The organism is Mycobacterium sp. DL99 (genome assembly GCF_004762045.1).
GTDB lineage: Bacteria > Actinomycetota > Actinomycetes > Mycobacteriales > Mycobacteriaceae > Mycobacterium.
The window spans coordinates 5,574,050-5,600,291 of the sequence record NZ_SJOM01000007.1; the positions used below are offsets into that span (position 1 = coordinate 5,574,050).

Consider the following 26,242-nt stretch of genomic DNA (forward strand, 5'->3'; position numbering starts at 1 on the left):
GTTTCAGCGCAACAGGTGGGTACGGGCGAATTGCAGCGATTCGGTCAGCAGCGCCTCGCGTTCGGCGGCCGTCTTGGCCGCCGAGGTGGTGACCTCCAGGACGACGTGGCCGGAGAAATTTCCCGCGGCCAGCATCCGGCACACCTCTGCGGTCGGCTGGGTGCCGCGGCCCGGGACCAGATGCTCGTCGGTGGACGCGCCCTTACCGTCGCACAGGTGCAGGTGCACCAGGCCGTCGCCCATGCGCCGGGCCATGTCCATGGCGTCGGTGCCTGCGGTCGCGGTGTGGCTCAGATCGAGCGTGTAGTGCGCGTGATCGCCGTCCAGCGGGTCGTAGGACGGCGCGAACGCAGAAATACCCGGGCCGGGTCCACCGCCGCGCTTGCGCATCCGCTCGATGGACGTGCCGCCCGCCCCGAAGAACCGGTCGGCCCGAAACGGGAACATGTTCTCCACCGCCACCAGGACCTCGCTGTCGGCCTCCAGTCGGGCGACCTGCTCGCTGAAGCCCTCGGCGTAGCGGCGCTGCCAGCGGAACGGCGGATGCACGACGACCGTCTGCGCGCCCAGTTGTTCGGCGGCACGCACGCTGCGTTCCAATTTCGGGATCGGGTTGGCGCCCCACACCCGCTGCGAGATCAGCAGGCAGGGTGCATGTACCGACAGCACCGGCACCCCGTAGTGCGCGGACATCTTGGCGACGGTGTCGATGTCCTGGCTGACCGATTCCGCCCACACCATCAGCTCGACACCGTCGTAGCCGAGTCGGGCGGCGTGCTCGAAGGCGGCCTCCGTCCTCAGCGGATAGACCGAAGCGGTGGACAGGCCGATCTTGATGGCTGGGCGCACAACCAATTGTGTACCGCCGTACTAACTCGGCCGCAGCGCCGCGGCCTAATTCGCCTGCAGCAGAGCCAATGGTCCGAAGGTGACCAGCGCTCCGACCGCCACCGCGGTCAGCGTGCTGCCGATGTCCTCGGTCTTGCGAACCACCCGCACGCCACCGGCCAGGCCGAGAATCACCAGCACGCCGAGCACCAGCGCGACGATGGTGTTCCACTTCCACAGCTGGTCGAAGGCGATGAACAGGCCGGCACCGAAGCCCACCGCGATCACGCACTGCCCGACGATCCACATTGCGCGAACCAGCGGGGAGCTGGGCGGCTGATCCTCGTCGAATTCGTCGTGCTCGTCGAAGACGTCGGCTTCATCGGCGCCCTCGGACAGCCCTTCGTCCTCGAGGTCGATGTCGTCGACGCCGCCGCGGGGACGACGGGCGCGGTCGTCGGCGCCGGACTCGGCGCCGAACAGTGGCCCGAGCGAGGAGTAGGAACGGTCCCCGTACTCATCGTCGTAGTCGTCGTATGCCGCGTCGTCGGTGTCCACGTCGCGGACATCGTGAGCGTCGGCTTCGACCAACGCGTCGACCGGCTCGGCCGCATCGTCCTCGTGGAGGTCGTAGAGGGGATCAGGACTCATCCGCTCGGCGCCGGTGCCCGACGGCTGGTAGTCGGGCGCCGAGCGCTTGTACGGCGCGCGGCGCGGGCGCGGCCGGAATTCGACTGGTTCCGGATCGGCGTCGCGCGCAGCCAGGTGCGCCTCGTAGTCGTCCTCGGCGTCGGTGCGCACCTCAACGGGTTCGGCCGGCCTGGCGGCCGGTTTGGCCCGAGGCGGCCTGGAGACACCGCCGCGACTCCCGCTGCGGTCCCGCGGCTCATCACGCGGCTGCGGTTGCTCACGCGGCTCGCGGGGTTCATCCAGGATCGGTGCCACGACGGCGGTGTCGACCAGTGGATCAGGGGCGGGAACCGATTCACCGCGGGGTTCGAACTCGATGTCGTCGGTGATGATCGGGATTTCGCCGGTGAGTTCGGCGACGGTCACCGCGTCGCTGTTACCGCGACGGCGCCGACGGCGACCGCCGACCGGGGGCGCCCCGATCGTCCCGTTCTTCGCCAGCAACTCCGCTACCGAGATCGGTCGGGTGCCGGATGGGCTGTTCTCTGGTCCTGTCATACCTATGTTGCCTTTGGGGCTAGCTTTTCCTTAACGTGCGGCGTCGCGCGCCGACGTCTCTACCAAGGCTGTGCCGTCGGCCTCGCTGTCGAGTTTCCGCAGAATCAAACCCTCCCGCAAAGCCCAGGGGCAAATGTCGACGGAATCGATCTCCAGTGCTCGCATACTAGCTTCAGCTACCAAAGCACCGGCCACGATCTGTGGTGCGCGCTCGGCACTCACCCCTTCCAGTTCGGCACGGTCAGCCGCTGTCATCCTAGAGATGAAAGCTATGAGCTGTCTTAATCCAGCCGCGGTGAGGGTCCGCTTGACCCGCGGGCCTGCCCCTGAAGGGGCCGCGCCGGTGAGCCGCGCCAACGACCGGAAGGTCTTCGAGCTCGCCACCGTGAGATCCGGATTCCCGGCCCGGCGCATGGTGGCACCGGCGTCGGCGAGTTCGGTGGCCAACCAGTCCCGCAGCATCGCGACCCGACGCCGCCCAGGTGGGTCTTCGGTCAGCCACTCCCTGGTCAGCCGCCCGGCACCGAGCGGGAGCGACAGCGCCACCTCGGGCTCTTCGTCGACCCCGCTGGACAGCTCCAGCGAGCCGCCACCGATGTCGATGTTGATGATCCGACCGGCGCTCCAGCCGTACCAGCGGCGCACCGCCAAGAATGTCAGCCGGGATTCGTCGACGCCGCTGAGCACCCCGAGGGACACCCCGGTCTCGGCCCGCACCCTTGCCAGCACTTCCTCAGAGTTCGTGGCGTCACGCACCGCAGAGGTGGCAAACGCCATCAGTTCGGCACAGCCCGAGCTGGTGGCAATTTTGGCGAACTCGTCGACGGTGGCCACCAGGCTGTCGGCACCCTTGCGGGTCAGCTTGCCCGAGTTGTCGATCGCCTCGGCCAGCCGCAGGGCCGCCTTCGTGGAGCTCATCGGGGTCGGGTGCCCGCCACGGCGCGCATCCACCACGAGGAGATGCACCGTGTTACTCCCGACATCGAGCACGCCTAACCGCACTGCACCAACCTAACCGCAGTCGAGAGGCGCTTCGTGGCCGGACCACCCGCAACCTTCGGGATGGGCAGGCCAGGCTTGTGGTGTGTCCCACTCCGCGTAGTACCACGGTTGGGAAATGCGTTACGGCGTATGCGAGTACCGTTTGCGCCGTGACAGATGTGCATCCCGGCGAAGTCGAACTCGACTTTGCCCGCGAATGGGTGGAGTTCTACGACCCGGAGGACGCGACACATCTGATCGCGGCCGATATGACGTGGTTGTTGTCCCGCTGGACGTGTGTGTTCGGCACACCGGCCTGCAAGGGCACCGTCGAGGGCCGCCCGGACGACGGCTGCTGCTCCCATGGAGCGTTCCTTTCTGACGACGACGATCGGGCCCGGCTTGACGACGCGGTCAGTCAACTGACCGATGAAGACTGGCAGTTCCGCGACAAGGGCCTGGGCCGCAAGGGCTACCTGGAAGACGACGAGTACGACGGCAAGCCCAACCTGCGCACCCGGAAGTACAAGGGCGCGTGCATCTTCCTGAACCGGCCGGGGTTCGCCGGCGGAATCGGGTGTGCGCTGCACAGCAAGGCCCTCAAGCTCGGTGTCGAGCCGCTGACCATGAAGCCCGACGTGTGCTGGCAGTTGCCGATCCGACGCAGCCAGGAGTGGATCACCCGGCCCGACGAAACCCAGATCCTGCGGACCGTCATCACCGAATACGACCGGCGCGGCTGGGGCGAGGGCGGTGCCGACCTGCACTGGTACTGCACCGGTGATCCCGCTGCGCATGTCGGCGCCCGCCCCGTGTTCGAGTCCTACGCCCCCGAGCTCACCGCGGTGCTCGGCGAGAAGGCCTACGCCGAGCTGGCCGCGATGTGCCGGCGGCGCAGCGCGCTGGGGCTGGTCGCCGTACATCCGGCGACCCGCGCGGCCGAGCATCGGGCGACCCCGGCCTCCAACGGGGTTCAGCCCTCCAGCTTGTAGCCGAGACCGCGCACGGTGACGAGGTGCACCGGGTTGGCCGGGTCTCCCTCGATCTTGGAGCGCAGTCGTTTGACATGCACGTCAAGGGTTTTGGTGTCGCCCACGTAGTCGGCGCCCCACACCCGGTCGATGAGCTGGCCTCGGGTGAGCACCCGCCCGCTGTTGCGCATCAGGTACTCCAGGAGGTCGAACTCCTTGAGCGGCAACGTGATCTGCTCCCCGTTGACGCTCACCACGTGCCGTTCGACGTCCATCCGCACCGGGCCGGCCTCGAGCACGCCGTCGCCGATGGCGCTGTCGTCGGTGTCGGCGCCGCGCCGCAGCACCGCCCGGATCCGCGCGATCAGCTCGCGGGCCGAATACGGCTTGGTGACATAGTCATCGGCGCCCAACTCGAGGCCGACGACCTTGTCGATCTCACTGTCGCGTGCGGTGACCATGATCACCGGCACGCTGGAACGGGCACGCAGTTGCTTACAGACATCGGTACCGCTCATCCCCGGCAGCATCAGGTCCAGCAGGACGATATCGGCGCCGGAGCGCTCGAACTCGGCCAGTGCGGAGGGACCATCGGCCACCACGGTGGCCTCGAAGCCTTCCTTGCGGAGCAGGAATGCCAGGGGATCGGCCAGCGACTCCTCGTCCTCAACGATCAACACGCTGGTCATCGGTCTCGCTAATCCTCTCGGTCGTCTGAGTCACTTGTGGACTCATCGGTATCGGGATAGGCCGGAATCGACAACGTGAATGTCGACCCGGTGCCCGGCTGACTCCACAGCCGGATGGTTCCGTTGTGGTTGGCGGCCACGTGTTTGACGATCGCCAGGCCCAGCCCGGTACCGCCAGTGGCGCGCGACCGGGCCTTGTCGACCCGGAAGAACCGCTCGAAGACCCGCTCCTGATCGGCCTTGGCGATTCCGATACCGCGGTCGGTGACCGCGATCTCGACACTCCCACCCCGCCGGCGCCGGCTGATGGATATGCCGGATCCGTTGGGCGAGTAAGCAATTGCATTCGACACCAGGTTGGCGATCGCGGTCACGAGCAGGGTCTGGTCGCCCAGCACCCGGTAGCCGGTCGGAGCGTCGGTGGTGATCGAGATGTCGGCCTTGTCGGCGGCCACCTTGTGCCGCGACAGCGCTTCGGACACCACGGTGTCGACGTCGACGGCGCCCAGATCGGGCAGCCGCTCGGCGCCCTGCAGCCGGGACAGCTCGATCAGCTCGCCGACCATGTCGGCCAGCCGCAGCGATTCGGCCACCATCTTGTCGGAGAAGCGGCGCACCATGTCCGGGTCGTCGGCGGAGGCCTGCAACGCTTCGGCCAGCACGCGCATGGCGCCCACCGGGGTCTTGAGCTCATGGCTGACGTTGGCGACGAAATCCCGCCGGGTCGCTTCCATCCTGGCGTGTTCGGACTGGTCGTCGGCGTAGACGACGGCGAAACGGCGGTCCTCACCCGACAGCAGCCGCACCCAGCCGCGCACCGAGATACCCGAACGTCCGGGATGCGGAAGCTTGCGGGGCGACAGGTCGACGTCGATGGGCTGGCCGGTGGCGAATACCTGCTCGGCCGCCCGCCAGGCGCGGTCGTCGAGAAGCCGGTCGCGCACGACGCCCAGCTCGGAGGCCCGGTCGTTGGCGTAGACGACGTCGTTGAACGTGTCGACCACGACGATGCCGTTGGGCGCTGCAGACACGATGTGCTGCAGCATCTGCGACACAGTCAGACCGGCCTGATCCGCTTCGCGACGCTGCCGGTTGGCCACGAGGCGAGGGGCGACTGCGGCGGCCACCCCCGCACCGACGATCAGCGCGAGCAACGATACGACCGCAGTCAGCAGTAACGCCGACACCAAGCTCACGCGAAAATCGTACGCACCCGGTGAACGTCATCCCAGCAGCGTGCGACCAAAACGGGACATGTCACACCGTCAAATACAGGAGTTCGGCTGTCGTTAACCCCCGGTAACCTGCTGTTTGCCCGCAGGCCCGAGTGTCCAGCGAATTATTTCTTGGCACCCTGCGCGGCGACCGCGGCGGCCCCGGCAGCGGCGGCCTCGGGGTCGAGGTACTCCCCGCCCGCGACCAGGGGTTTGAGGTTTTCGTCGAGTTCGTAGAGCAGCGGGATGCCGGTCGGGATGTTCAGGCCGACGACTTCCTCGTCGGACATGCCGTCGAGGTATTTCACCAGCGCACGCAGCGAGTTTCCGTGGGCCGCGATCAGCACGGTCTTGCCGGCCTTGAGGTCGGGCACGATCGTGTCCTCGTAGTACGGCACGAACCGGGTCACCACGTCCTTGAGGCATTCGGTCAGCGGGCCGCCGCCGATGTCCGCGTAGCGCGGGTCGGCGTCCTGGCTGAACTCGCTGCCCTTCTCGATGGCCGGCGGCGGGGTGTCGTAGCTGCGGCGCCACGCCATGAACTGCTCTTCGCCGTACTTCTCCTTGGTGGCGGCCTTGTCCAGCCCCTGCAGGGCGCCGTAGTGCCGCTCGTTGAGCCGCCAGTCGCGGTGTACCGGGATCCAGTGCCGGTCGGCGGCGTCCAGGGCGAGGTTCGCGGTGGTGATCGCGCGGCGCAGCAGCGACGTGTAGACCACGTCGGGCAGCACGTCATTCTCGACCAGCAGCTTGCCGCCGCGGACGGCCTCGGTCCGGCCCTTGTCGGTGAGGTCGACGTCGACCCATCCGGTGAACAGGTTCTTCTGGTTCCAGTCGCTCTCACCGTGGCGGAGCAGGATCAGCGTCGGCATGCAGAGGATCTTCTCACGGTCGCGGTCGCGCCGGCCGAGCGTGGGTGCTGTGCACGTATTCGGGCGAATCCGTGTGCACGGGGCCCACGCTCGCGCGTAAGCCTGAGCCTCAGACTCAGTCCTCGATCAGGTGCTCGAATGCCTTGAGGTTCTTCAGCGACTCACCGCGCGAGACCCGCCACTCCCACTCCTTCTGGATGGATGAGCGGAAACCCAGCTCCAGCAAGGTGTTGAAGTCGGAGTCGACGGCCTCGAGCACCTGGCCGAGCACGCGGTCGATCTCCTCGGCGGTGACCGAATGCAGGGCCATCCGGCCGACGAGATAGATGTCACCGACATTGTCGAGGGTGTAGGCGACGCCGTAGAGCCTGCGGTTGCGCTTGAGCAGGAACCGGTAGACGCCTTCGAAGTTCTCGTCGGGCTTGCGGCACACGAACGCCTCGATGCGTACCGAGTGCTCGCCGATGCTCAGGATGGTGTTGGTCTTGAGCTTCCGTTCGCCGGGCAGCTCGACGATGATGCCGGGCAGCCCGCCGTGGGCGCCCTCGTGCCGGTGGTAGACGAGCTCGTGCTCGTCGAGGGTGTCGGTGATGATCTGTTCGACGCCGGTGCCCATGGTTATGCTCGCACCCCGCGACGCAGTGCGAACCGCCGCCCGGGACGACGGCCGGGCCTGCGGTGCCGGGACCGGTAGTCGCTCATCGCGTGGGCGTAGCTGTCCAGCAGGGCGTCGACGGTGTGCCCCCAGGAGAACTGCGCGGCGTGGGCCGCGGCGGCCACGCTCAGCGGACCCGGATCGCGCTGCAGCACGCCGTCGATCGCGGCCGCCCAGTCGTCGACGTCGTGGCCTTCGACCAGGGCTCCGCTGACCCCGTCGGCCACCGCGACCGGCAGACCGCCGACCGCGGCCGCCACCACCGGGGTACCGCAGGCCTGGGCCTCGATGGCGACCAGGCCGAAGGATTCGGAGTAGCTGGGCACGGCGACCACATCGGCGGCGCGGTACACGTTGACCAGCTCGTCACGGGACTGCGGGGGCAGGAAGGTCACGCGGTCGGTGATGCCCAGTTCGTCGGCCAGGCGGATCAGGGTGTCGGGCTCGGCCAGGCCGCTGCCGGACGGTCCGCCGGCGACCAGCACCCGGACCCCCGGCAGTTTGGCCGCGGCGCGCAGCAGCACGTCGGGCGCCTTGAGCGGCTGGATCCGGCCCACGAACGCGACCACCTGCTCGTCGGGCGCAATGCCCAGGATTGCCCGTGCCGCGGCGCGATCCCCCGGGGTGAACGCATCCAGATCGACGCCCGGATGTACCACATCGATCCGTCCCGGATCAGCTTGATGCAGTGAAACCAGTTGCTGTGCTTCATGTTCGGTGTTGACGATGAGTCGGTCGGCCTCGTCGACCACCTGCTGCTCCCCCACCGCACGCAACGGCGGCTCGGGTGAATCGCCGGCGGCCAGCGCGGCGTTCTTCACCGCGGCCAGGGTGTGCGCGGTGTGCACCAGCGGCACCGCCCAGCGGTCGCGGGCCAGCCAGCCGACCTGACCAGACAGCCAGTAGTGCGAGTGCACGACGTCGTAGTAGCCGGGCTCATGGGTCGCCTCGGCGCGCAACACCCCTGCGGTGAACGCGCACAGCTGGGTGGGCAGGTCGTACTTGTCCAGGCCCTCGAACGGCCCGGCCACCACGTTGCGCACCAGCACGCCCGGAGCCACGTGCACCACCGGGGCGTCCGACGACGAGGTGGCCCTGGTGAAAACCTCCACCTCGACACCGCGCCGGGCCAGCTGCAATGCGGTCTGCAGCACGTAGACATTCATCCCGCCGGCATCACCGGTACCCGGCTGCGCCAGCGGCGAAGTATGTACGGACAGCACCGCAACGCGGCGCGGAATCTCGAGGTCCGGGGCTAGACGCACACAGACATGTCTACACCGCTGCGGATCGGCGGGTTTGAGCGCGCCGCATGGCACCGATCGGATCGGCGTACAGACCGCCCAGCGAAACGATGCCGGCACTGGCCTCCTGCACCCGGTTTCCGAAGGCCGTCAGCCGGATATCGCGGGGCCCCAGCACCGAACGCCGCGCGACGGCGTCCTCCACGACGGACATGCCCTCCGGGTATTCGGTGAAGGCCTGGCCGCCGAGCACCAGATCGTCGGGGTTGAGCAGATCACGCAGGAGCGCGACGGCCTCGCCGAGCACCCGGGCCCGATCCGCCAGCAGCTCGACCGCCTTCTCGTTGCCCTGCCGGGCCGCGCGCAGCACCGTCCCCAAGGTCGAGGACGGGCCTTCAGCCGGGATGATCCGCAACTTACGGGCCGCGTTGAGTACCGCCTCGTCACTCACGGTGGACTCCAATTGTCCTGTGCCACCGAGCAATTCAGACTGCGCGGGCAGACCGGCGATAGTGCCGGGTCCGCTGGCCGGAGAGTGCACCCGGCCGTCGATCGACAGTGCGTAGCCGACGGTCTCGCGGGCATACACGTAGAGACTGGTCCGGGACGGGGCGCCGACGGACTCCGGCGAGGAACGCCGTCCGCCCAGCAGCAGTTCGGCACCGGCCATCGCGTCGACGTGCGAGGCCACCGACACCGGCAACCCGAGGGCTTCGGCGAGCACGGGCCCCACCGGGGCATCGGCCCACCCCAGTCGGGGGTGATCGAGATACCCGGTCGCGCTGTCGACGACGCCACCGGCGGCGATACCGACCCACAGCGGACGACGGCGGTGCCAGCGGCTCAGGTAACGGCGGGCGCTGGAGGCCAGCGTGGCCAACGCCGCGGACTGCGATCCCGACGGGGTCGGCGTCTCGACCACGTCGAGGGTGCGACCGAACAGGTCGGTGGCCACGATGCTGGTGGTGCGGGCACCGATGTGGATGCCGAGCGTGAGGTACGGCTCGTGGTTGACCTCGACGGGAACGCGAGGCCGTCCGATGGCCCCCGAAACCGCGAGATCGGCACGCTCACGCAGGATTCCGGCTTCGAGCAGCGCGGTGACCTGACGGTTGACGGTCGCGATGCTCAGCTGAGTGAGCTGCGCGATGGCGTCCCGGGCGATGGGGCCGCGGGTGCGGACCGCGCTGAACACCGATGCCGCGGCGGCATCGGGCACCTTCAGCGACGGCGCGACGATGTGCAGGAGCCGCGACTGCGGATAACGCGAGGCGGCGGCCAGGGACCGGGAGGTGCGCGCCGACGTGCCGGACGAGGACGCGGCGGCGGTACGGGCGGGATTCCGGCGGGGAGCGGCGATGACGGTGGTCACGTGAATTGTCCTTACTGATGTGTCGGCTGGTGGGGAGAGACCACACCTGGCGACTCAGCAGGACGGGAAAACGGTGTCCGGGTTCAGTCAGGCGCGGCGGGGTGCGCAACAACAACACGCACGCCGCACGAAGCGGGACTGGAGACTTCCGGACACACGAAGAACTTAGCACGCCATCTAATGTTGGTCAGGTGACGACATCTCAGTCAGACAAAAGAGTGGCAGTGGTGACCGGCGCCAGCGCGGGAATCGGTGCTGCAACCGCCAAATCACTTGCCGGCCTGGGATTTCATGTTGTCTGCGTAGCCCGCCGGGCCGACCGGATCCAGGCGCTGGCCCAGGAGATCGGCGGGACCGCGATTGTGGCGGACGTCACCGACCAGGCCGCCGTCGACGCCATGGCGGCCCAGTTGGACCGGGTGGACGTGCTGGTGAACAACGCCGGCGGGGCCAGGGGGCTGGAGCCCGTACTGGACGCTGACCTGGAACATTGGCGGTGGATGTGGGAAACCAACGTGCTGGGCACCCTGCGGGTCTCCCGGGCGCTGTTGCCCAAGCTCATCGCCTCCGGCGACGGCCTGATCGTCACGGTCACCTCGATCGCGGCGTTCGAGACGTACGACGGTGGCTCGGGATACACCGCGGCCAAGCACGCCCAGGGTGCGCTGCACCGCACGCTGCGCGGTGAGCTCCTCGGAAAACCGGTGCGGCTCACCGAGATTGCGCCGGGCGCAGTGGAGACCGACTTCTCACTGATGCGCTTCGACGGCGACCGGGAACGTGCGGACAACGTGTACCGGGGCATCACCCCGCTCGTCGCCGAAGACGTCGCCGAGGTGATCGGCTTCGTCGCCTCGCGGCCGTCACACGTCAACCTCGACCAGATCGTGATCCGGCCGCGCGACCAGGCGCCACACGGGCGGTTCAACCGGAAATAGCCGCCAGATCAACGCAGGGCCCTAGCCCCCGGGCGCGGGCTTCGGCGGCGTGGTGGTCGTGGGAGTACCCGACAGCGTGGGCGCGTCCGTCGGTGTCGCCGGCGCGCTGGCCGGCAGGTTCGCCGGTGAGTCCTCCGAGGACAACGCCGACATGGACTTCCACTCGTTCCAGTCCACCGCCCAGTCCCAGAGGTCGCCGTCGGCGTAGGACAGGTCGATGCGGGTGCCGGTGACCTCGACGGGGTCGCCGTAGATCGCGCTGTTGAAGTACTGCTGCGAGTTCTCCAGGTTGAGGTTGATGCAGCCGTTGGTGACGTTCGTGTTGCCCTGCGCCCCGATGCTGTTGGGGTTGCAGTGGATGAACTCGCCGTTGTTGGAGATCCGCACCGCGAAGCGCTCGTGCACGTTGGAGTAGCCCGCGGCCGGGTTGGTCATCCAGAAGTCCTCGTACTTCTCGGTGACCACGTGAATACCGCTGCGGGTGACGTTGCGGTCCAGATCGCCCTCGCCGTAGCTGCACGGGAAGTCCATGATCGACGCGCCGGACCCGTCGAACACCTGGATGCGGTGGGTGGACGCATCGGCCTTGACCAGCTGGTGGCGGCCGATCTCGATGTCGAGCGTGGAATCGGCCGCACCGTAGGCACCGTCACCGAAGCTGATCCCGTACAGCGGCGCCTTGACACTGACCTTGGTTCCGGCCGGGTAGTACTCCCTGGTGCGCCAGTGCACACGCGAGCCCCCGGCCTCGTCGGGCAGCCAGGCCCAGCTGCCCTCGACCGCAGGCGTGGTGGTGACCTGGAGGGCCTTTTCGACGGTCGCGCGGTACTTGTCGTCGATCGCGGCGTCGAACTGCAGGATGATCGGCGCGGCCACGCCGACGACCTGGCCGTCGGCGAGCTGGAACTGACCGTTGACCTGTTTCTGTGGGGCGACGGTGGTGAACTTGCCCTGCACGGGTTCGGCCTTGCCGTCCTTCCCCACCACGGCGCCGGCCCACGTGTAGGTGGACTCGTAGCCGAGGGGTTCGGTGACAGTGAACGCCGTGCGGTCGCTGTTGAATTTGCCGGCGACCGCCTTGCCGTTGGCATTGGTCAGGCTGACGCGCTGGAACGACCCGTTGTCGACCTTCACTCCGACCGGCGCGGTCGGCAGCACATCCTCGGAGTCGGCGGCAGGCTCGTAGGTCACCGTCGGCGCCGTCGGCTCCTCGGCCTGAGGCTTCGAGATGGGTGATTCTCCCGAGCAGGCAGCCAGCAATCCGGCTCCCATTCCGACGGTCAACACCGTCAGGGCACGCCGCCGATTGAACAACGGCGCATCGGCCTCTATATCACCGGCAGGGCTCACGTGGATCTAGGGTACTGATAGTTCGCACCCAATCAGAATCGGCTCGGGCTCCAGAGTGATCCCGAAGCGGTCCCGGACACCCGCTTGCACCGCTCTGGCCAGGGCAATCACATCGGCACTGTTCGCCTCGCCACGATTGGTCAAAGCCAGCGCATGTTTGGTGGAAAGCCGCGCGGGAGCGCCGTCGCCGGGGTAGCCCTTCCCGAAGCCGGAGTGCTCGACGAGCCAGCCGGCGGCCAGCTTCACCCCATCGGGCGCGGGGTAGTGCGGCACCGGTCCGGCCTCTTCCGCCCCGGCGCCGGCCCGGAAAGTGGCCTGCACCCGGTCGAACTCGGCTTGCGTCACCACCGGGTTGGTGAAGAACGATCCGACGCTCCACGTGTCGTGGTCGCTTTCGTCGAGCACCATGCCTTTGCCCGCGCGCAACTGCAGCACGGCCTGGCGAACTCGCAGCGGGTCGGCGCGCTCCCCCGGTTCGACGCCCAGCGCGTTGGCCAACTCGCGGTAACGCAGCGGCGCGCTTCGCCTGTCCATGGCCCCATCCGCAGTCAAGGCGAACTCGACTTCGAGCACGATGACGGCATCGGAGTGTTTGAGGATGCTGGTGCGGTACCCGAACTTGAGTTCTTCCGGTGCGGCCCAACGGACTTCACCCGTGCGCCGGTCGAGTAGCTGCACCCGGCTGATGGTGTCGGCGACCTCGGCCCCGTAGGCGCCGACGTTCTGCACCGGGGTGGCCCCGGCCGATCCCGGTATCCCGGACAGACATTCGAGCCCGCCCAGCCCGTGCTGCAGTGAGGCGACGACGACATCGTCGAACACCGCGCCGGCCTCGGCGCGCAGCAGGTTGCCCTCGACCGTGACGGCGGTGTTGGCCACGCGCACCACGGTGAGGTCGGGCATCGTGTCGGCCAGGTCGTCGGCCAGCACCACGTTCGAACCACCGGCCAGCACCAGGATCGGCTCGGCCACGGCGCACAGCACATCGACGAGCTGGTCGGTGCTGGTGCAGGTGAGCACCCGGGGTACCACCGGGCCGACCCGCAGTGTGGTCAGCGGCGCCAGCGCAACCGCCTCGGCGACTGCGACACCGGCAACATACGAACTGACCACGGGCCGTAACGGTAGCCTGACCAGCTATGCCGCGATCATTCGACATGGCCACCGACTACAACGGCAGCGTCGAACAGGTCCACCGGGCATTCGCGGACGAACGGTACTGGCTGGCGCGGCTCGCCGATTCGGGGGCCGACAAAACCACGCTGGACGCCCTGACGGTGACCGACGACGGCGGTATCGAGGCGGTCACCACACAGATCCTGCGCGCAGACCGCCTGCCCGGGCTGGTGTCGCAGTTTCACCGCGGCGATCTGAGAATCCGGCGTGAGGAGCACTGGCAGCCGATCCGTGACGGCGCGGCCCAGGGCACCGTCCAAGGCTCCGTCGCCGGCGCCCCGGTATCCCTGTCCGGAACCGCGACTCTCGCCACCACCGACGGCGGGTCCCGGTTGTCGGTGCGCATCACGGTCGAGGTGAGGGTGCCGCTGGTCGGCGGGAAGATCGAGAGCTTCATAGGCAGGCAGCTGGTCGAGCTGCTGACCGCCGAGCAACGCTTCACCTCGGTGTGGATCACCGATCACTCCTGAGGGCACCGGTACCGTCGTTATCCGTGAGCAGGCGCCTGGAGTACACGCTGGCGTTCGACGCCCCCGCCGAGACGGTCTATGCCGCGTACGCGAGCGACGAGTACTGGCAGTCCCTGATGGACCGATATGACGACCTCACGCCGGGGAAGTCCGACATCACGGAATTCCGGTCCGACGAGCACGGGATCGAGGTCGAGTTCCGCCAGGTGCTGCCGCGCGCGGAGCTGCCCGCGATCCTGCGGACAGTGATACCGCTCGACCTGGCCATCACCCGGAGGCAGTTTTTCGGCCCCTTCGACCAGCATGGTGTGAACGGCCACTACGCGGCGTCGGTCTCCCACGCGCCGGGCCGGCTCGACGGCCGCTATGCGCTCACCGGGGCCTCCACGGGTAGCCGGCTGCAGGTCGACAGCACGTGCAAGGTGTCGATGCCCCTGATCGGGGGCAAGCTCGAAGACCTGGTGCTGCAATCCGTCAACGAAGTGTTCGGCATCGAGGGGGCGTTCACCGCTGACTGGATCGCCGAGCACGTCTAAGCCAGTTGGCGCGGTCACCCGGGGCACCACCGGGTACAACCGGCTGCGCCGTAGCGACCGCTGGTTGGTGCACTCGCCGCGGGTGCGCACCGTGTTGCGGGCCGCTGCCGATCCGCTGGTGGTCGACCTCGGGTATGGCGCACTGCCGGTGACCACTCTCGAATTGGCGGCGCGGCTGCAGGCAGTCCGAACGGACGTCCGGGTCGTCGGCCTGGAGATCCACCCCGAGCGGGTGGCCACCGCGCGGGCGGTGGCCGGCGGCACCGATGTGCAGTTCGCGCTCGGCGGGTTCGAGTTGGCCGGGCTGCGCCCGGTGCTGGTGCGGGCCTTCAACGTGTTGCGCCAGTACCCGGTCGAGGCGGTGCCGGAGGCCTGGGCCACGATGTCGCGCCGGCTCGCGCCCGGTGGGCTGATCGTCGACGGAACCTGCGACGAGCTGGGCCGCCGATGCTGCTGGGTGCTGCTGGACCAGGGCGGGCCGGTGAGCCTGACCCTGGCCTGCGATCCGTTCGGCATCGAGCGCCCCTCGGATCTGGCCGAGCGGCTGCCCAAAGTGCTGATCCATCACAACGTCGAAGGCCAGCCGATCCACACGCTGCTCGGCGCTGCCGACCGGGCCTGGGCCAGCGCGGCCGGGCACGGCGTGTTCGGGCCGCGGGTGCGATGGCGGGCCATGGTGGAGCTGTTGCGCGCGGAGGGTTACCAGGTCGCGGCGCCGCGCCGCCGGCTGCGTGACGGCGTGCTGACGGTCCCCTGGTCTTCCGTGGCGCCGGCCACGCATTGAACAACGTGGCGCCACTAAGCTGAGGCGCATGCGAATTGCCCTGGCGCAGATCGCCACCGGCACGGACCCGTCGTCGAATCTGAAGTTGGTCGATGAGTTCACCCGGCGCGCCGCCGATGCCGGCGCCCGGTTGGTGTTGTTCCCCGAGGCCACGATGTGCCGGTTCGGCGTACCGCTGTCCGCGGTCGCCGAGGGCCTGGACGGGCCGTGGGCGACGGGGGTGCGCGAGATCGCCGCACGGGCCGGAGTGGTCGTGGTGGCCGGGATGTTCGTCCCCGGCGACGACGGACGGGTCACCAACACCCTGATCGCGACGGGCCCCGGCGTCGACGCGCACTACCACAAGATCCATCTCTACGACGCCTTCGGATTCACCGAGTCACGCACTGTCGCACCGGGTTTCGATCCGGTGACGATCACTGTCGACGGAGTCACGGTCGGCCTGACCACCTGTTACGACGTCCGGTTCCCCGAGCTCTACGTGGAGCTGGCCCGTCGCGGCGCCCGGCTGATCACCGTGCATGCTTCGTGGGGATCCGGGCCTGGCAAGCTCGAGCAGTGGACCCTGCTGGCCCGGGCCCGCGCACTGGACACCACCGGCTTCATCGCCGCGGTGGACCAGGCGTACCCGGGCGATGAGATCGCCGAGGTCGGACCGACAGGCGTCGGCGGCAGCGTGGTGACCTCCCCCACCGGCGAGGTGCTCGCTTCGGCCGGCGCGGACCCGCAGTTGCTGGTCTTCGACGTCGACCTCGAAGCCGCCAACCAGGTCCGGGACACCATCGCGGTGCTGCAGAACCGCTCACAGTTCGCTCAGTTGGGTAAGGCACAATCGCTGGGGTGACCGATCCCTGGGCTCGCCCAACCGACCAGTCCCCGTCAGCGCCTTCGGCGGAGCTGCCTCCGTCGCCCCCGGCGCCGGATCAGCCGGGTCAGCCGGGTCAGCCGGCACAGCCGGGTCAGGTCGAACAACCGGCACCCGCCGCACCCCAGCCGCAGGACCCCTCGGCACTGGCGAAGGTCAGGAAGCTGTTCTCGGATCCGCTGTCGGTGGTGCTGGTCTTCGTGATCGTGCTGGCCCTGGTCGCCGCCGGTGTGCTCGGCGGTGAGCTTTTCGCCCGCAGCCGCGCCGACAAGATCGTCGCCTCGATCGTGGAATGCATCGTGCAGGACGGCGCCAAGGCGTCGTTCGACCCGCTGCCGCCGTTCCTGCTGCAGCATGTGAGCGGCCACTACACCAACATCAACATCGAGACGGCCGGTAACCAGATCCGCGATGCCAAGGGCATGCAGGTGAAGCTGGGCATCGAAGACGTCCGGATCAAGGAAACGGCTGACGCCAGCGGCACCGTGGGCTCGCTGGTCGCCGACATCAACTGGAGCACCGACGGCATCCGTCAGACGGTGGCCGACTTGGTGCAGCTGCCGTTCATCGGCTCGGCCATCTCGGATGTGAAGACCAATCCGTCCAACGGGACGATCGAACTGAAGGGCCTGCTCGGCACCATCACCGCCAAGCCGACGGTGGTCAACAAGGGCATCTCACTGCAGATCGTCGATCTGAGCGCGATCGGCCTGTCCTGGCCGCGCGAGACCCTGCAGCCGATCCTGGACAAGTTCACCGCCCAGCTCACCGAGAACTACCCGATGGGGATCCACGCCGACAGCGTGCAGGTCACCGACGGCGGCGTGGTGGCCAAGTTCTCCACCACGAACGCCTCGATGCCCAAGGCCGCCGACGACCCCTGCTTCGACAAGCTGTAGCGAGTCCGCGCCGGGCTAACCGGTGAGGCCGTCGAGCACCGCTCGGGTGCCCGACAGGCCGAGCCGGGTGGCCCCGGCGTCGAGCATGGTCGTGGCCGCCTCGGCGGTGCGGATGCCGCCGCTGGCCTTGACCCCGACGCCGTCTCCCGCCGCGCGCGCCATCAGTTCGACGGCGCGGGCGGAAGCGCCGCCGCTGGGGTGAAATCCGGTGGAGGTCTTGACGAAGTCGGCCCCGGCACCGACAGCGGCCCGGCACACGTCCTGTAGCAACGCCTCGCCGGCGAATTCCAGCAGCGCCGCGGACTCGACGATGACCTTGAGCGTGGCGCCGGGTACGGCGGCGCGCACGGCAGCCACCTCGGCCGCGGTCGCGTCCAGGTCTCCGCTGAGCGCGATCCCGACGTCGATCACCATGTCGATCTCGGCGGCGCCTGCGGCCACGGCCAGCTGAGACTCACGGGCCTTGATCTCGGACAGGTGTTTGCCCGACGGGAAGCCGGACACCGCAGCCACCACCAGACCCGACGGGGCGACCGCGGCCGCGGTGGACACCAGCGACGGTGACACGCACACCGAGAACACCTCGAGGTCGACGGCCTCGGCCACCAGTTTTTCGATGTCGGCCACGGTGGCCTCGGGCTTGAGCAGGGTGTGGTCGACCAGTGCCGCCACCTGGGCACGGGTGTAACTGCCCATCAGAACGGTTCCTCGCTGCCGCCGGGATTGCATCCGCTGGCCAGCATCACCTCGGGACTGACCTCGGGTCGCCACGGCTCCAGGTTCCAGCTGGTCTTGCCCGGCTCGGCAAGTTCGGCGAACGTCCAGTGGCACACGAACTGCTCACGCATTCCGGGCAGGTCGGCGTCCCGGGACAGGGCCAGTACCTCCGCCCAGGCCTGATCAGCCTGGGCCACGCTGCCGGGCTGGTGGGTCAGTGCGCGGGCAGCGTCGGTGGGATAGACGCGCAGGCTCGACATGTCGCCCCACTTGGCCCATTCGACGTGGTCGACGTACACGTGGTCGACGCCTGGGTCGGCGGCCGCAACGGGAGCCGAGGTCAGTGGCGCGCCCAGCGCAATGGCTGCCGCGCCGAGCGCGGCAAGAGGTGGGCGCATCGGGTCAGCGCGACTTTCCTTGGATCTCAAGCAGTTTTGGTCGCACGTCGACGAGGTAGACGCCGGTGGCGCAGGCGGAGATGACGGCGATGAAAACACCGCCGAGTAGCAGCGTCAGCACCACGCCGGCTCCCAGAATGGCGAGCCAAACCGGCTTGGTGAGCTTGCCGGTGGCCGTGTAGGCGTCCGGACGCTGCATTGCCGCATGTACGAAGGCGTAGACGCCCGCGACAACGACCAGATAACTGAGCGCTGTAAGGATGACGCCCGCAAGGTTGGCGAGTTGCACCTCACCAGCCTATGCGGGCGTCATCACTAGCGTCGACCGACAGGGGTCAACACCGGTATTACTTCTGGGTGACCTTCTTGGCCGGAGCGGCCGTGGTCTTCTTGGCGGCCGGGGCGGCCTTCTTGGCCGGAGCGGCGGGGGCGGCCTTCTTGGCGGCCGGAGCAGCCTTCTTGGCGGGGGCAGCAGCCTTCGCGGCGGCGGTCTCGGTGGCCTTCTCGACCTTCTTCGGCAGCTCCACGCCGACCAGCTTGGCGGCGCGCTCGCCGACCGCGCGAGTCTGCGAGGCCACGGTGCCCAGCGCATCCTGGGTCAGCTCGGTGACCTGGTCGGTGTAGCCCTCGACGCGGCTGGCGGCTTCCTCGATGGCCGGCTGGTTGCGCAGGCGCTCCAGCGCCGCCTCGCCACGCTCGACCAGCTTGTTGTAGGTCGCGGTGGCCTGATCGGCGTAGCCTTCGGCGGCCTTGCGCAGCTCCTCGGAAGTGAACTTGTCGCGCAGCTCGTCGAACTGGGTCGGCAGGTCTTCCTGCAGCTTGGTCAGGCGGGCGCGGCCTTCCTCGACGCGGGCCTCGGCGTCGGTGCGCGCACCCTCGGCACGCTCGCGCAGGCTGGCGACGATCTCGTTGACCGTGGCCAGGGCCAGGTCAGCGGCGCCGACGGCGGCCAGCAGCGGGGCCTTGAGGTCTTCGATGGTGGGCTGAGTCTTCTCGGTCATGCGAATTCCTTTCTCAGGATGGCTTTTCGTGCGAGTGGTTATTCGGGCAGCTGGTGAGTTGTCAGTCAGTTGTCGGCTCCTCACCTGCATCGGCTTCGTTCTGCTGACGGAACGACGTGTAGATGTCGAGCAGCACCTGCTTCTGCCGTTCGGTGATCCCCACGTCGTTGACGATGGCGTCGCGGACCTCGCTGGGCTCGCTGGGCTCCAAGATCCCGGCACGCACATAGAGAACTTCCGCAGACACCCGCAGTGCCTTCGCGATCTGGTTGAGCACGTCGGCGGAGGGTTTCCGCAATCCCCGTTCGATCTGGCTCAGGTAGGGATTGCTGACGCCGGCCTTCTCGGCCAACTGCCGTACCGATACCTGTGCCGCCTCACGCTGGGCCCGGATGAAGCTCCCGATGTCCTGCGCAGCGTTGGAGACGACAGCCGCGAGATTCTCTTCTTGCGCCATGTCATTCCCCTCGTAGCCCGGGTATCCGTTAACGACGAAATTCACGCTACGACGGGGTGCTAACTTTTGCAAGCACTAGTTAGCGCAGGTCAGAAGAGTAGTTGAGCTACCGAATAGATGATCAGGCCCGCCAACGAACCCACCACGGTGCCGTTGATCCGGATGAACTGCAGGTCACGGCCCACATGGAGCTCGATCCGGCGGCTCGCCTCGTCGGCATCCCAGCGCTCGATGGTCTCGGTGATGATTGCTGTGATCTCGGTCCCATACTCGGCGACCAGGTGTTTTGCGCCCCGGATGATCCAGCTGTCGACTTTGTCGCGTAGCTCGGCGTCGTCGCGCAACGACTCGCCGATCCGCATCACCGAGTCGGCGATCCGGGTCCGCAACGCCGAAGACGGGTCATCCACCGACTCCAAGATGATCCGCTTGGCGGCCGCCCACGCGGTCTCGGCCGCCCGGGCCACCTCGTCGCGGCCCATGAGCTGTTCCTTGACGTTCTCGGCGCGCTGAATCGTCGCCTCGTCGTGCTGCAGGTCGTCGGCGAACTCGAACAGGAACCGGGTGGCCGAGCGCCGCAGCTCATGGTCGGGGTTACGGCGCACCTTGTCCGTAAAGTCCATCAGCTCCCGATGGATCCGGTCCCCGACCAGGTGGTCCACCCAGCGGGGTGACCAGGTCGGCGAATCCCGCTCGATGACGCGCTCGATGACCTCGCCGGAGTTCAGCGACCACTGGAACGCCCGGTCACACAGCAACTGGATCAGCGCTTCCTGACGGCCCTCCTGCAACAAGGTCGACAGCACCCGGCCGATCGGCGGTCCCCATTTCGGTTCGGCGATGCGCTTGACGATCATCCGGTCCAGCACATGCTGAACGTCCTCGTCGCGCAGCATCTCCACCCCGACGCGCAGCACGGTCGACGCCTCGGCGGCCACCCGCTCGGCGTGGGATCGGTCGCTCAGCCATTTGCCGAACCGGCCCGCCACCTGCGCGTCGTGCAACTTGTTGGCTATCACCTCGGGGGACATGAAGTTCTCCCGGACAAACGCGCCCAGACCCTCCCCCAGCTGGTCTTTCTTGCGCTTGATGATGGCCGTGTGCGGGATCGGCAGCCCGAGGGGATGCGTGAACAGCGCCGTCACAGCGAACCAGTCGGCAAGCGCGCCGACCATGCCGGCCTCGGCCGCGGCCCGCACATACCCGACCCAACCGGCCGCCCCCCGCGACTGCGCCCAGGTGCACAACAGGAAGATCACTGTGGCGCCGACCAGGAAGCTCAGCGCAACGAGCTTCATCCTCCGCAAACCCCGTAGACGTTCGGCGTCGGCGGCGCTGTCCGCACCGGCCAGCGTCTCGGCAAAACTTGGCCGCGGGCCCGCAAGCGCGCGGACTCCCGCGTCGGATCGATGTGCCACCTTTCCATCTTGCGCTATCGCCGCGACTGACGGTCTGACCCACAGGCCGGTATCCGCAGTTTCGCCGTAGTATCAAGTGGAACTAGGGAATGGGACTACTGCGACAGTGGCACAGCAGACTCCGCCGGTGACGGTGAAGACCGATGGACGCAAGCGGCGCTGGCACCAGCACAAGGTGGAGCGGCGCAATGAGTTGGTAGACGGCACGCTCGAAGCGATCCGACGCCGGGGCAGCAACGTCAGCATGGATGAGATCGCTGCCGAGATCGGCGTGTCCAAGACCGTGCTCTACCGCTACTTCGTCGACAAGAACGATCTCACCACCGCAGTGATGATGCGGTTCGCCCAGACCACCCTGATCCCGAACATGGCGGCAGCCCTGTCCTCGAACCTCGACGGTTTCGACCTGACCCGCGAGATCATCAAGGTGTACGTGGAAACCGTTGCCGCCGAACCAGAACCGTATCGCTTCGTGATGGCGAACAACTCGGCCAGCAAGAGCAAGGCGGTCGCCGATTCCGAGCAGATCATCGCGCGCATGCTCGGCGTCATGCTGCGCCGCCGGATGGCCCAGGCCGGTATGGACACCCGCGGCGCAGAGGCGTGGGCGTTCCACACCGTCGGCGGTGTGCAGCTGGCCACCCACTCGTGGATGTCGAACCCGCGGATGACCGCCGACGAGCTGATCGACTACCTCACCATGCTGGAGTGGAACGCGCTGTGCGGCATCGTGGAAGTCGGCGGCTCGCTGGAAAAGTTCAACTCACTGCCGCACCCGTCACCGGTTTTGCCGCCACAACTGCTTGACTGATCGGGTGAGCGACAGAGATCTGCCTGCCCTGTGGACCCACGAACCACATGACCAGCTGGCTTTCCGCCAGGGCGACGAGGTCGCGCGAATCGACACCGACAGCACGCCGGGATTCCGCGGGAACAAGAGCGACGCACCCACCCTGCAGACCGAGCGCAATCTGCGGCTCGCTTCGCTACAGGAGATGCTCTACGCCCGCAGCAAGAGTGGCGACGACAACCGCTCGGTGCTGCTGATCCTGCAGGGCATGGACACCGCAGGCAAGGGCGGCATCGTCAAACATGTTGTGGGAGCAGCGAACCCACAGGGCATCCGGTACACCAGCTTCGGCAAGCCGACCGAGGAGGAGCGCGCCCACCACTACCTGTGGCGGATCCGCAATGCGCTACCGCCGGCCGGACATATCGGGGTGTTCGACCGCTCGCACTACGAGGACGTGTTGATCGTCCGTGTGCACAACCTGGTGCCGCCGGACGTCTGGGGCGCCCGCTACGACGAGATCAACGCCTTCGAACGCGAGCTGGTCGATGCCGGCACCACGCTGGTGAAGGTGGCCATGTTCGTCTCGCTCGCCGAGCAGAAGGCGCGGTTGTCCGAACGGCTGGACCGCCCCGAGAAGTACTGGAAGTACAACCCGGCCGACATCGACGAGCGGCTGCTGTGGCCCAAGTACCAGGAGGCCTACCAGGCCATGCTGGAGAAGACGTCGACCGATTACGCGCCCTGGCACATCGTGCCGTGCGACAAGAAGTGGTACAGCCGGCTCGCGATCACCGAGCTGCTGATCGAGGCCCTCAAAGGCCTCAACATGTCCTGGCCACCGCCGGACTTCGACGTCGAGGCCGAGAAGAAGCGGCTGGCTTCCGCCTGAGTTTCGCGCGCCGAGACTGCACTGAGGGACAAGATCCGCGCGGATTCTGTCCCTGAGTTCAGTTTCGGCGCACAGGGCACAAACAAAAGCAGCCCCCGACGGTGTCGGAGGCTGCTTTTGGAAAGTAACTACTTGACCAGCGTGAACTGGCCGATGTTGGTGATGCCGCGACGGAAGAAGTCGGCGCAACCGGTCAGGTACTTCATGAACCGGTCGTACACTTCCTGACCCTGCAGGGCGATGGCCTCGTCCTTCTTGGCCTCCAGGTTGGCCGCCCACATGTCCAGCGTGCGCGCGTAATGCGGACGCAGCAGGTGGATGCGCTCCAGCTTGAAACCCGAGCCGTCGGCGAGCTTCTCGATGTCCTCGACCGCAGGCAGCTGCCCACCGGGGAAGATCTCCTCACCGATGAACTTCATGAACTTCAGGTCGCTGATCGTCAGCTTGATGTTGTTCTCACGGAAGAACTGCTGGGTGTGCGCCAGGATGGTGTGCAGCAGCATGCGGCCGCCGTTCTCCGGCAGGATGCTGTAGGCCCGCTCGAAGAAGATCGGGTAGCGCTCCTGCTTGAACGCCTCGAATGCACCGATCGAGACGATGCGGTCGACGGGCTCGTTGAACTCTTCCCAGCCCTGCAACCGGATCTCGACGTTGCGGTTGGTGTCGATCTTGGCCAGCCGCTTGCGGGCATAGTCCGACTGTTCCTTGCTCAGCGTGATCCCGATGACGTTGACGTCGTGGTTGATCAGCGCACGCTCCAGGCAGCCACCCCAGCCGCAGCCGATGTCCAGCAGCGTCATACCCGGCTTGAGGTCGAGCTTGCCCAACGCCAGATCGAACTTTGCGTTCTGCGACTCCTCGAGGTTCATGTCCTCGCGCTCGTAGTAACCGCAGGTGTAGCCCATGGTCGGTCCGAGGAACAGCGCATAGAACTCATTCGAGATGTCGTAGATCGACTGCGACTCCTCGTAGTACGGAGCAAGATCGGACTCGACGTTAGACATGCGAAAAATTACCTCTTTGCGTTTCTGCTGCTGACGACCGTTGGTTTGGGGCCGACACGTGTTCTTACATGCAGACTCTATAGAGCGAGCCGGCAGGCCCTCCTGTGGGTAGACTAGCTAAGCCTTGGCCATAGTGCCAGCTCGGCCCTACTCAGTACTTGTAGAAGCCCTGGCCCGATTTTTTGCCCAGCTGACCCGCCTCGACCATACGCAGCAGAAGCGGCGGCGCGGCGTACAAAGGCTCTTTGAACTCGTCAAACATCTTGTCAGCGATGAGCTTTAGGGTGTCCAGACCGACCAGATCGGACAGCCGCAGCGGCCCCATCGGATGGGACAACCCCGCCACCACTGCCTTGTCGACATCGTCAATTGTGGCAAAGCCACCCTCGACCATTCTGACGGCCGCCAAGAGGTACGGAACCAGCAACGCGTTGACCACGAAACCCGACCGGTCAGAACAACGCACAACCTGTTTTCCGAGCACCGTGCTGGCGAATTCCTCGACGCGCGCCGCGGCGGCATCTGCGGTCACCAGAGTGCTGACCAGTTCGACCAACGGCAACACCGGAACGGGGTTGAAAAAGTGCAGGCCCAGCACCCTGGAAGGATTCTGTGTAGCTGCTGCGAGTTTCATGATCGGAATGCTGGAGGTGTTGGAGGCCAGTACCGCGTCAGGGTCGGTGATCACGCGATCCAGGTCGGCGAAGATCTTCGCCTTGACGTTCTCGTCCTCGATCACAGCCTCGATGACCAGCTGACGATCGGCCAGATCGTCGATCGTGGTGGTGAACGCCAGCTTGCCCAGCGCGGCGTCCTTCTCCCGCTCCGTGACCTTGCCCGCGCTGACCGCGCGCTCGAGTGATTTGGTGATCCGGTTGCGGCCCGCGGTGACCAGTGCGTCGGTGGTCTCGAACACCAGCACGTCGACGCCGGCACGCGCGGACACCTCGGCGATACCTGCGCCCATCTGGCCGGCACCGATCACACCTACACGTTCAATTTGATTGCTCACGACTTCTCTTTCTATACGCAGAACAGGCCCCGCCCAAAAATTCTGAGCGGGGCCTGCTGCTGTCGAGAACTACTGCGCGCGAGCGTGGGTGCTGTGCACGAAACTGTGTCGGAATACGCACACAGCACCCACGCTCGGCAGCTCAGCAGCTGCTAGTGGAACTGACCCTCTTCGGTGGAACCGGCCAGCGCGGTGGTCGAGCTGTTCGGGTCCACGGTGGTGGCGATCCGGTCGAAGTAGCCGGCGCCAACCTCGCGCTGGTGCTTGGTGGCGGTGTAACCGCGCTCCTCGGCGGCGAACTCGCGCTCCTGCAGCTCGACGTAGGCCTTCATCTGCTCGCGGGCGTACCCGTGGGCCAGGTCGAACATCGAGTAGTTGAGGGCGTGGAAGCCGGCCAGCGTGATGAACTGGAACTTGAAGCCCATCGCGCCCAGCTCGCGCTGGAACTTGGCGATGGTGTCGTCGTCCAGGTGCTGCTTCCAGTTGAAGGACGGCGAGCAGTTGTAGGACAGCATCTGGTCCGGGAACTCGCTCTTGACGCCCTCGGCGAACTTCTTGGCCAGCTCCAGGTCCGGGGTGCCGGTCTCCATCCAGATCAGGTCGGCGTACGGCGCGTAGGCCTTGGCGCGGGCGATGCACGGCTCCAGGCCGTTCTGCACCCGGTAGAAGCCCTCGTTGGTGCGCTCACCGGTGATGAACGGGCGGTCGCGCTCGTCCACATCGGAGGTGATCAGGGTGGCGGCCTCGGCGTCGGTGCGGGCGATGACCAGGGTCGGGACGTCGGCGACGTCGGCAGCCAGACGGGCCGAGGTCAGGGTGCGGATGTGCTGCTGGGTGGGGATCAGCACCTTGCCACCGAGGTGGCCGCACTTCTTCTCCGAGGCCAGCTGGTCTTCCCAGTGCGAACCGGCGACACCGGCGGCGATCATGGCCTTCTGGAGCTCGTAGACGTTGAGCGCACCACCGAAGCCGGCCTCACCGTCGGCGACGATCGGGGCGAGCCAGTTCTCGACCGAGGTGTCGCCCTCGACCTTGGCGATCTGGTCGGCGCGCATCAGCGCGTTGTTGATGCGGCGGACGACCTGCGGCACCGAGTTGGCCGGGTAGAGGCTCTGGTCGGGGTAGGTGTGGCCGGACAGGTTGGCGTCACCGGCGACCTGCCACCCGGACAGGTAGATGGCCTTGAGGCCGGCGCGGACCTGCTGCACGGCCTGATTACCGGTCAGCGCGCCCAGCGCGTTGACGAAGTCCATGTCGTGGAGCTGCTCCCAGAGCACCTCGGCGCCGCGGCGGGCCAGGGTGTTCTCCTCGACGACGGAACCCTGCAGGGCAACCACGTCGGCCGGGGTGTAGGTACGGGTGATGCCCTTCCAGCGGGGGTTGTGATCCCAATCGTGCTGGATCTGCTCCGGTGACTTGGGGGTGCCCACGGTCGACATAGGACTGCTCCTTCGGGTTGTTTCAGTCGCCTTGTTCCACCGCCGCGTCGTTCGACTTGTTAATTGCTAACGCCGTGACAGCTTC

The 26,242-nt window shown here is 67.2% G+C and carries 29 protein-coding genes; 9 read left to right on the forward strand and 20 right to left on the reverse strand.

The genetic code is table 11. The annotated features are described in order from the left end of the window. Positions 1-3: 3 nt before the first annotated feature. The 3 genes from EYZ64_RS27280 to EYZ64_RS27290 are packed head-to-tail and all read right to left on the reverse strand — an operon-like array spanning position 4 to position 3,018. Positions 4-849, reverse strand: a complete 846-nt coding sequence (locus EYZ64_RS27280; protein WP_135458475.1) for a sugar phosphate isomerase/epimerase family protein — start codon at positions 847-849, stop codon at positions 4-6. Positions 850-894: 45 nt separating this feature from the next. Continuing rightward, complete coding sequence (locus EYZ64_RS27285) at positions 895-2,016, reverse strand: Rv0497 family membrane protein (protein ID WP_135458477.1); 1,122 nt, start codon at positions 2,014-2,016, stop codon at positions 895-897. Positions 2,017-2,046: 30 nt separating this feature from the next. Beyond that, on the reverse strand, positions 2,047-3,018 hold the full coding sequence (locus EYZ64_RS27290) for a Ppx/GppA family phosphatase (protein WP_167857989.1): 972 nt from the start codon (positions 3,016-3,018) through the stop codon (positions 2,047-2,049). A gap of 149 nt (positions 3,019-3,167) precedes the next feature. On the opposite strand from EYZ64_RS27290, the gene EYZ64_RS27295 reads away from it, so the two are divergent. Continuing rightward, entirely contained in the window at positions 3,168-3,989 is an 822-nt protein-coding gene (locus tag EYZ64_RS27295; protein WP_135458479.1) for a DUF3109 family protein, read from the forward strand. Here EYZ64_RS27295 and regX read toward each other — a convergent pair. The 6 genes from regX to EYZ64_RS27325 all read right to left on the reverse strand — a co-directional run bounded on the left by regX (position 3,971) and on the right by EYZ64_RS27325 (position 10,011). Next, positions 3,971-4,657, reverse strand: coding sequence for a two-component sensory transduction protein RegX (gene regX / locus EYZ64_RS27300; protein WP_135458481.1), 687 nt, complete (start codon positions 4,655-4,657; stop codon positions 3,971-3,973). The two genes, EYZ64_RS27295 and regX, sit on opposite strands and share 19 nt — an antisense overlap. Positions 4,658-4,665: 8 nt before the next feature. After that, the gene (locus tag EYZ64_RS27305; RefSeq protein ID WP_167857990.1) at positions 4,666-5,853 is read right to left on the reverse strand and encodes a sensor histidine kinase; all 1,188 of its coding nucleotides are present in this window, start codon (positions 5,851-5,853) and stop codon (positions 4,666-4,668) included. A gap of 143 nt (positions 5,854-5,996) precedes the next feature. Then, the gene (locus tag EYZ64_RS27310) at positions 5,997-6,740 is read right to left on the reverse strand and encodes a phosphoglyceromutase (RefSeq protein WP_135458483.1); all 744 of its coding nucleotides are present in this window, start codon (positions 6,738-6,740) and stop codon (positions 5,997-5,999) included. 115 nt (positions 6,741-6,855) lie between these two features. Further along, positions 6,856-7,356, reverse strand: coding sequence for a type III secretion system chaperone family protein (locus EYZ64_RS27315; RefSeq protein ID WP_135458485.1), 501 nt, complete (start codon positions 7,354-7,356; stop codon positions 6,856-6,858). Positions 7,357-7,358: 2 nt separating this feature from the next. Then, positions 7,359-8,660 (reverse strand): D-inositol-3-phosphate glycosyltransferase, encoded by a 1,302-nt coding sequence (gene mshA, locus EYZ64_RS27320; protein WP_135458487.1) that lies wholly within the window; start codon positions 8,658-8,660, stop codon positions 7,359-7,361. Positions 8,661-8,670: 10 nt separating this feature from the next. After that, positions 8,671-10,011 carry an ROK family protein gene (locus tag EYZ64_RS27325; RefSeq protein WP_502702990.1) on the reverse strand — a complete coding sequence of 447 codons (1,341 nt, stop codon included), beginning with the start codon at positions 10,009-10,011 and terminating at the stop codon, positions 8,671-8,673. 191 nt (positions 10,012-10,202) lie between these two features. Here EYZ64_RS27325 and EYZ64_RS27330 point away from each other — a divergent pair, with 191 nt between their 5' ends. After that, positions 10,203-10,949 (forward strand): SDR family oxidoreductase, encoded by a 747-nt coding sequence (locus EYZ64_RS27330; RefSeq protein ID WP_135458489.1) that lies wholly within the window; start codon positions 10,203-10,205, stop codon positions 10,947-10,949. 21 nt (positions 10,950-10,970) lie between these two features. Here EYZ64_RS27330 and EYZ64_RS27335 read toward each other — a convergent pair whose 3' ends face one another. Both EYZ64_RS27335 and EYZ64_RS27340 read right to left on the reverse strand, forming a co-directional pair. Continuing rightward, positions 10,971-12,299 (reverse strand): L,D-transpeptidase, encoded by a 1,329-nt coding sequence (locus tag EYZ64_RS27335; protein WP_135458491.1) that lies wholly within the window; start codon positions 12,297-12,299, stop codon positions 10,971-10,973. 6 nt (positions 12,300-12,305) lie between these two features. Then, positions 12,306-13,412 carry a UDP-N-acetylmuramate dehydrogenase gene (locus EYZ64_RS27340; protein WP_135458493.1) on the reverse strand — a complete coding sequence of 369 codons (1,107 nt, stop codon included), beginning with the start codon at positions 13,410-13,412 and terminating at the stop codon, positions 12,306-12,308. A gap of 26 nt (positions 13,413-13,438) precedes the next feature. On the opposite strand from EYZ64_RS27340, the gene EYZ64_RS27345 reads away from it, so the two are divergent. Genes EYZ64_RS27345 through EYZ64_RS27365 form a run of 5 tightly spaced genes read left to right on the forward strand, consistent with a single transcriptional unit; the run spans position 13,439 to position 17,029 of the window. Continuing rightward, entirely contained in the window at positions 13,439-13,945 is a 507-nt protein-coding gene (locus tag EYZ64_RS27345) for a DUF2505 domain-containing protein (RefSeq protein WP_135458495.1), read from the forward strand. Positions 13,946-13,968: 23 nt separating this feature from the next. Further along, complete coding sequence (locus tag EYZ64_RS27350; RefSeq protein ID WP_210115587.1) at positions 13,969-14,481, forward strand: DUF2505 domain-containing protein; 513 nt, start codon at positions 13,969-13,971, stop codon at positions 14,479-14,481. Then, the gene (locus EYZ64_RS27355; RefSeq protein WP_135458497.1) at positions 14,456-15,265 is read left to right on the forward strand and encodes a class I SAM-dependent methyltransferase; all 810 of its coding nucleotides are present in this window, start codon (positions 14,456-14,458) and stop codon (positions 15,263-15,265) included. Before EYZ64_RS27350 ends, EYZ64_RS27355 begins: the two co-directional genes overlap by 26 nt. A gap of 28 nt (positions 15,266-15,293) precedes the next feature. Further along, the gene (locus EYZ64_RS27360) at positions 15,294-16,109 is read left to right on the forward strand and encodes a carbon-nitrogen hydrolase family protein (RefSeq protein WP_135458499.1); all 816 of its coding nucleotides are present in this window, start codon (positions 15,294-15,296) and stop codon (positions 16,107-16,109) included. Beyond that, positions 16,106-17,029: an LmeA family phospholipid-binding protein gene (locus EYZ64_RS27365; protein ID WP_135458501.1), complete on the forward strand. Its 924-nt coding sequence runs from the start codon at positions 16,106-16,108 to the stop codon at positions 17,027-17,029. The genes EYZ64_RS27360 and EYZ64_RS27365 overlap by 4 nt, the downstream gene beginning before the upstream one ends. Before the next feature lie 15 nt (positions 17,030-17,044). Here the strand turns inward: EYZ64_RS27365 and deoC are convergent, their stop codons facing one another. The 6 genes from deoC to EYZ64_RS27395 form a co-directional block, all read right to left on the reverse strand. Continuing rightward, positions 17,045-17,725 carry a deoxyribose-phosphate aldolase gene (gene deoC, locus EYZ64_RS27370; protein WP_135458503.1) on the reverse strand — a complete coding sequence of 227 codons (681 nt, stop codon included), beginning with the start codon at positions 17,723-17,725 and terminating at the stop codon, positions 17,045-17,047. Then, positions 17,725-18,144, reverse strand: coding sequence for a DUF2599 domain-containing protein (locus tag EYZ64_RS27375; protein ID WP_135458505.1), 420 nt, complete (start codon positions 18,142-18,144; stop codon positions 17,725-17,727). The genes deoC and EYZ64_RS27375 overlap by 1 nt, the downstream gene beginning before the upstream one ends. 4 nt (positions 18,145-18,148) lie before the next feature. Then, complete coding sequence (locus EYZ64_RS27380; protein ID WP_135458507.1) at positions 18,149-18,433, reverse strand: DUF2516 family protein; 285 nt, start codon at positions 18,431-18,433, stop codon at positions 18,149-18,151. A 58-nt stretch (positions 18,434-18,491) separates the two neighbouring features. After that, positions 18,492-19,145, reverse strand: a complete 654-nt coding sequence (locus tag EYZ64_RS27385) for a heparin-binding hemagglutinin (RefSeq protein WP_135458509.1) — start codon at positions 19,143-19,145, stop codon at positions 18,492-18,494. Positions 19,146-19,206: 61 nt separating this feature from the next. Further along, a complete protein-coding gene (locus EYZ64_RS27390) occupies positions 19,207-19,602 on the reverse strand; it encodes a helix-turn-helix domain-containing protein (protein ID WP_036442056.1) in 396 nt (131 codons plus the stop codon). 89 nt (positions 19,603-19,691) lie between these two features. After that, complete coding sequence (locus EYZ64_RS27395) at positions 19,692-21,020, reverse strand: DUF445 domain-containing protein (RefSeq protein ID WP_135458511.1); 1,329 nt, start codon at positions 21,018-21,020, stop codon at positions 19,692-19,694. Positions 21,021-21,126: 106 nt separating this feature from the next. Between EYZ64_RS27395 and EYZ64_RS27400 the strand changes: the two genes are divergently transcribed. Continuing rightward, complete coding sequence (locus EYZ64_RS27400; RefSeq protein ID WP_135458513.1) at positions 21,127-21,831, forward strand: TetR/AcrR family transcriptional regulator; 705 nt, start codon at positions 21,127-21,129, stop codon at positions 21,829-21,831. A 4-nt stretch (positions 21,832-21,835) separates the two neighbouring features. Further along, positions 21,836-22,702: a polyphosphate kinase 2 family protein gene (locus EYZ64_RS27405; protein WP_167857991.1), complete on the forward strand. Its 867-nt coding sequence runs from the start codon at positions 21,836-21,838 to the stop codon at positions 22,700-22,702. Positions 22,703-22,830: 128 nt separating this feature from the next. Here the strand turns inward: EYZ64_RS27405 and EYZ64_RS27410 are convergent, their stop codons facing one another. From EYZ64_RS27410 to aceA, 3 genes are all read right to left on the reverse strand, one after another. Next, complete coding sequence (locus EYZ64_RS27410; RefSeq protein WP_135458517.1) at positions 22,831-23,706, reverse strand: cyclopropane mycolic acid synthase family methyltransferase; 876 nt, start codon at positions 23,704-23,706, stop codon at positions 22,831-22,833. A 151-nt stretch (positions 23,707-23,857) separates the two neighbouring features. Continuing rightward, on the reverse strand, positions 23,858-24,718 hold the full coding sequence (locus EYZ64_RS27415) for a 3-hydroxybutyryl-CoA dehydrogenase (protein WP_135458519.1): 861 nt from the start codon (positions 24,716-24,718) through the stop codon (positions 23,858-23,860). Positions 24,719-24,870: 152 nt separating this feature from the next. Next, entirely contained in the window at positions 24,871-26,157 is a 1,287-nt protein-coding gene (gene aceA, locus EYZ64_RS27420; protein ID WP_039314369.1) for an isocitrate lyase, read from the reverse strand. Between the last annotated feature and the right edge of the window lie 85 nt (positions 26,158-26,242).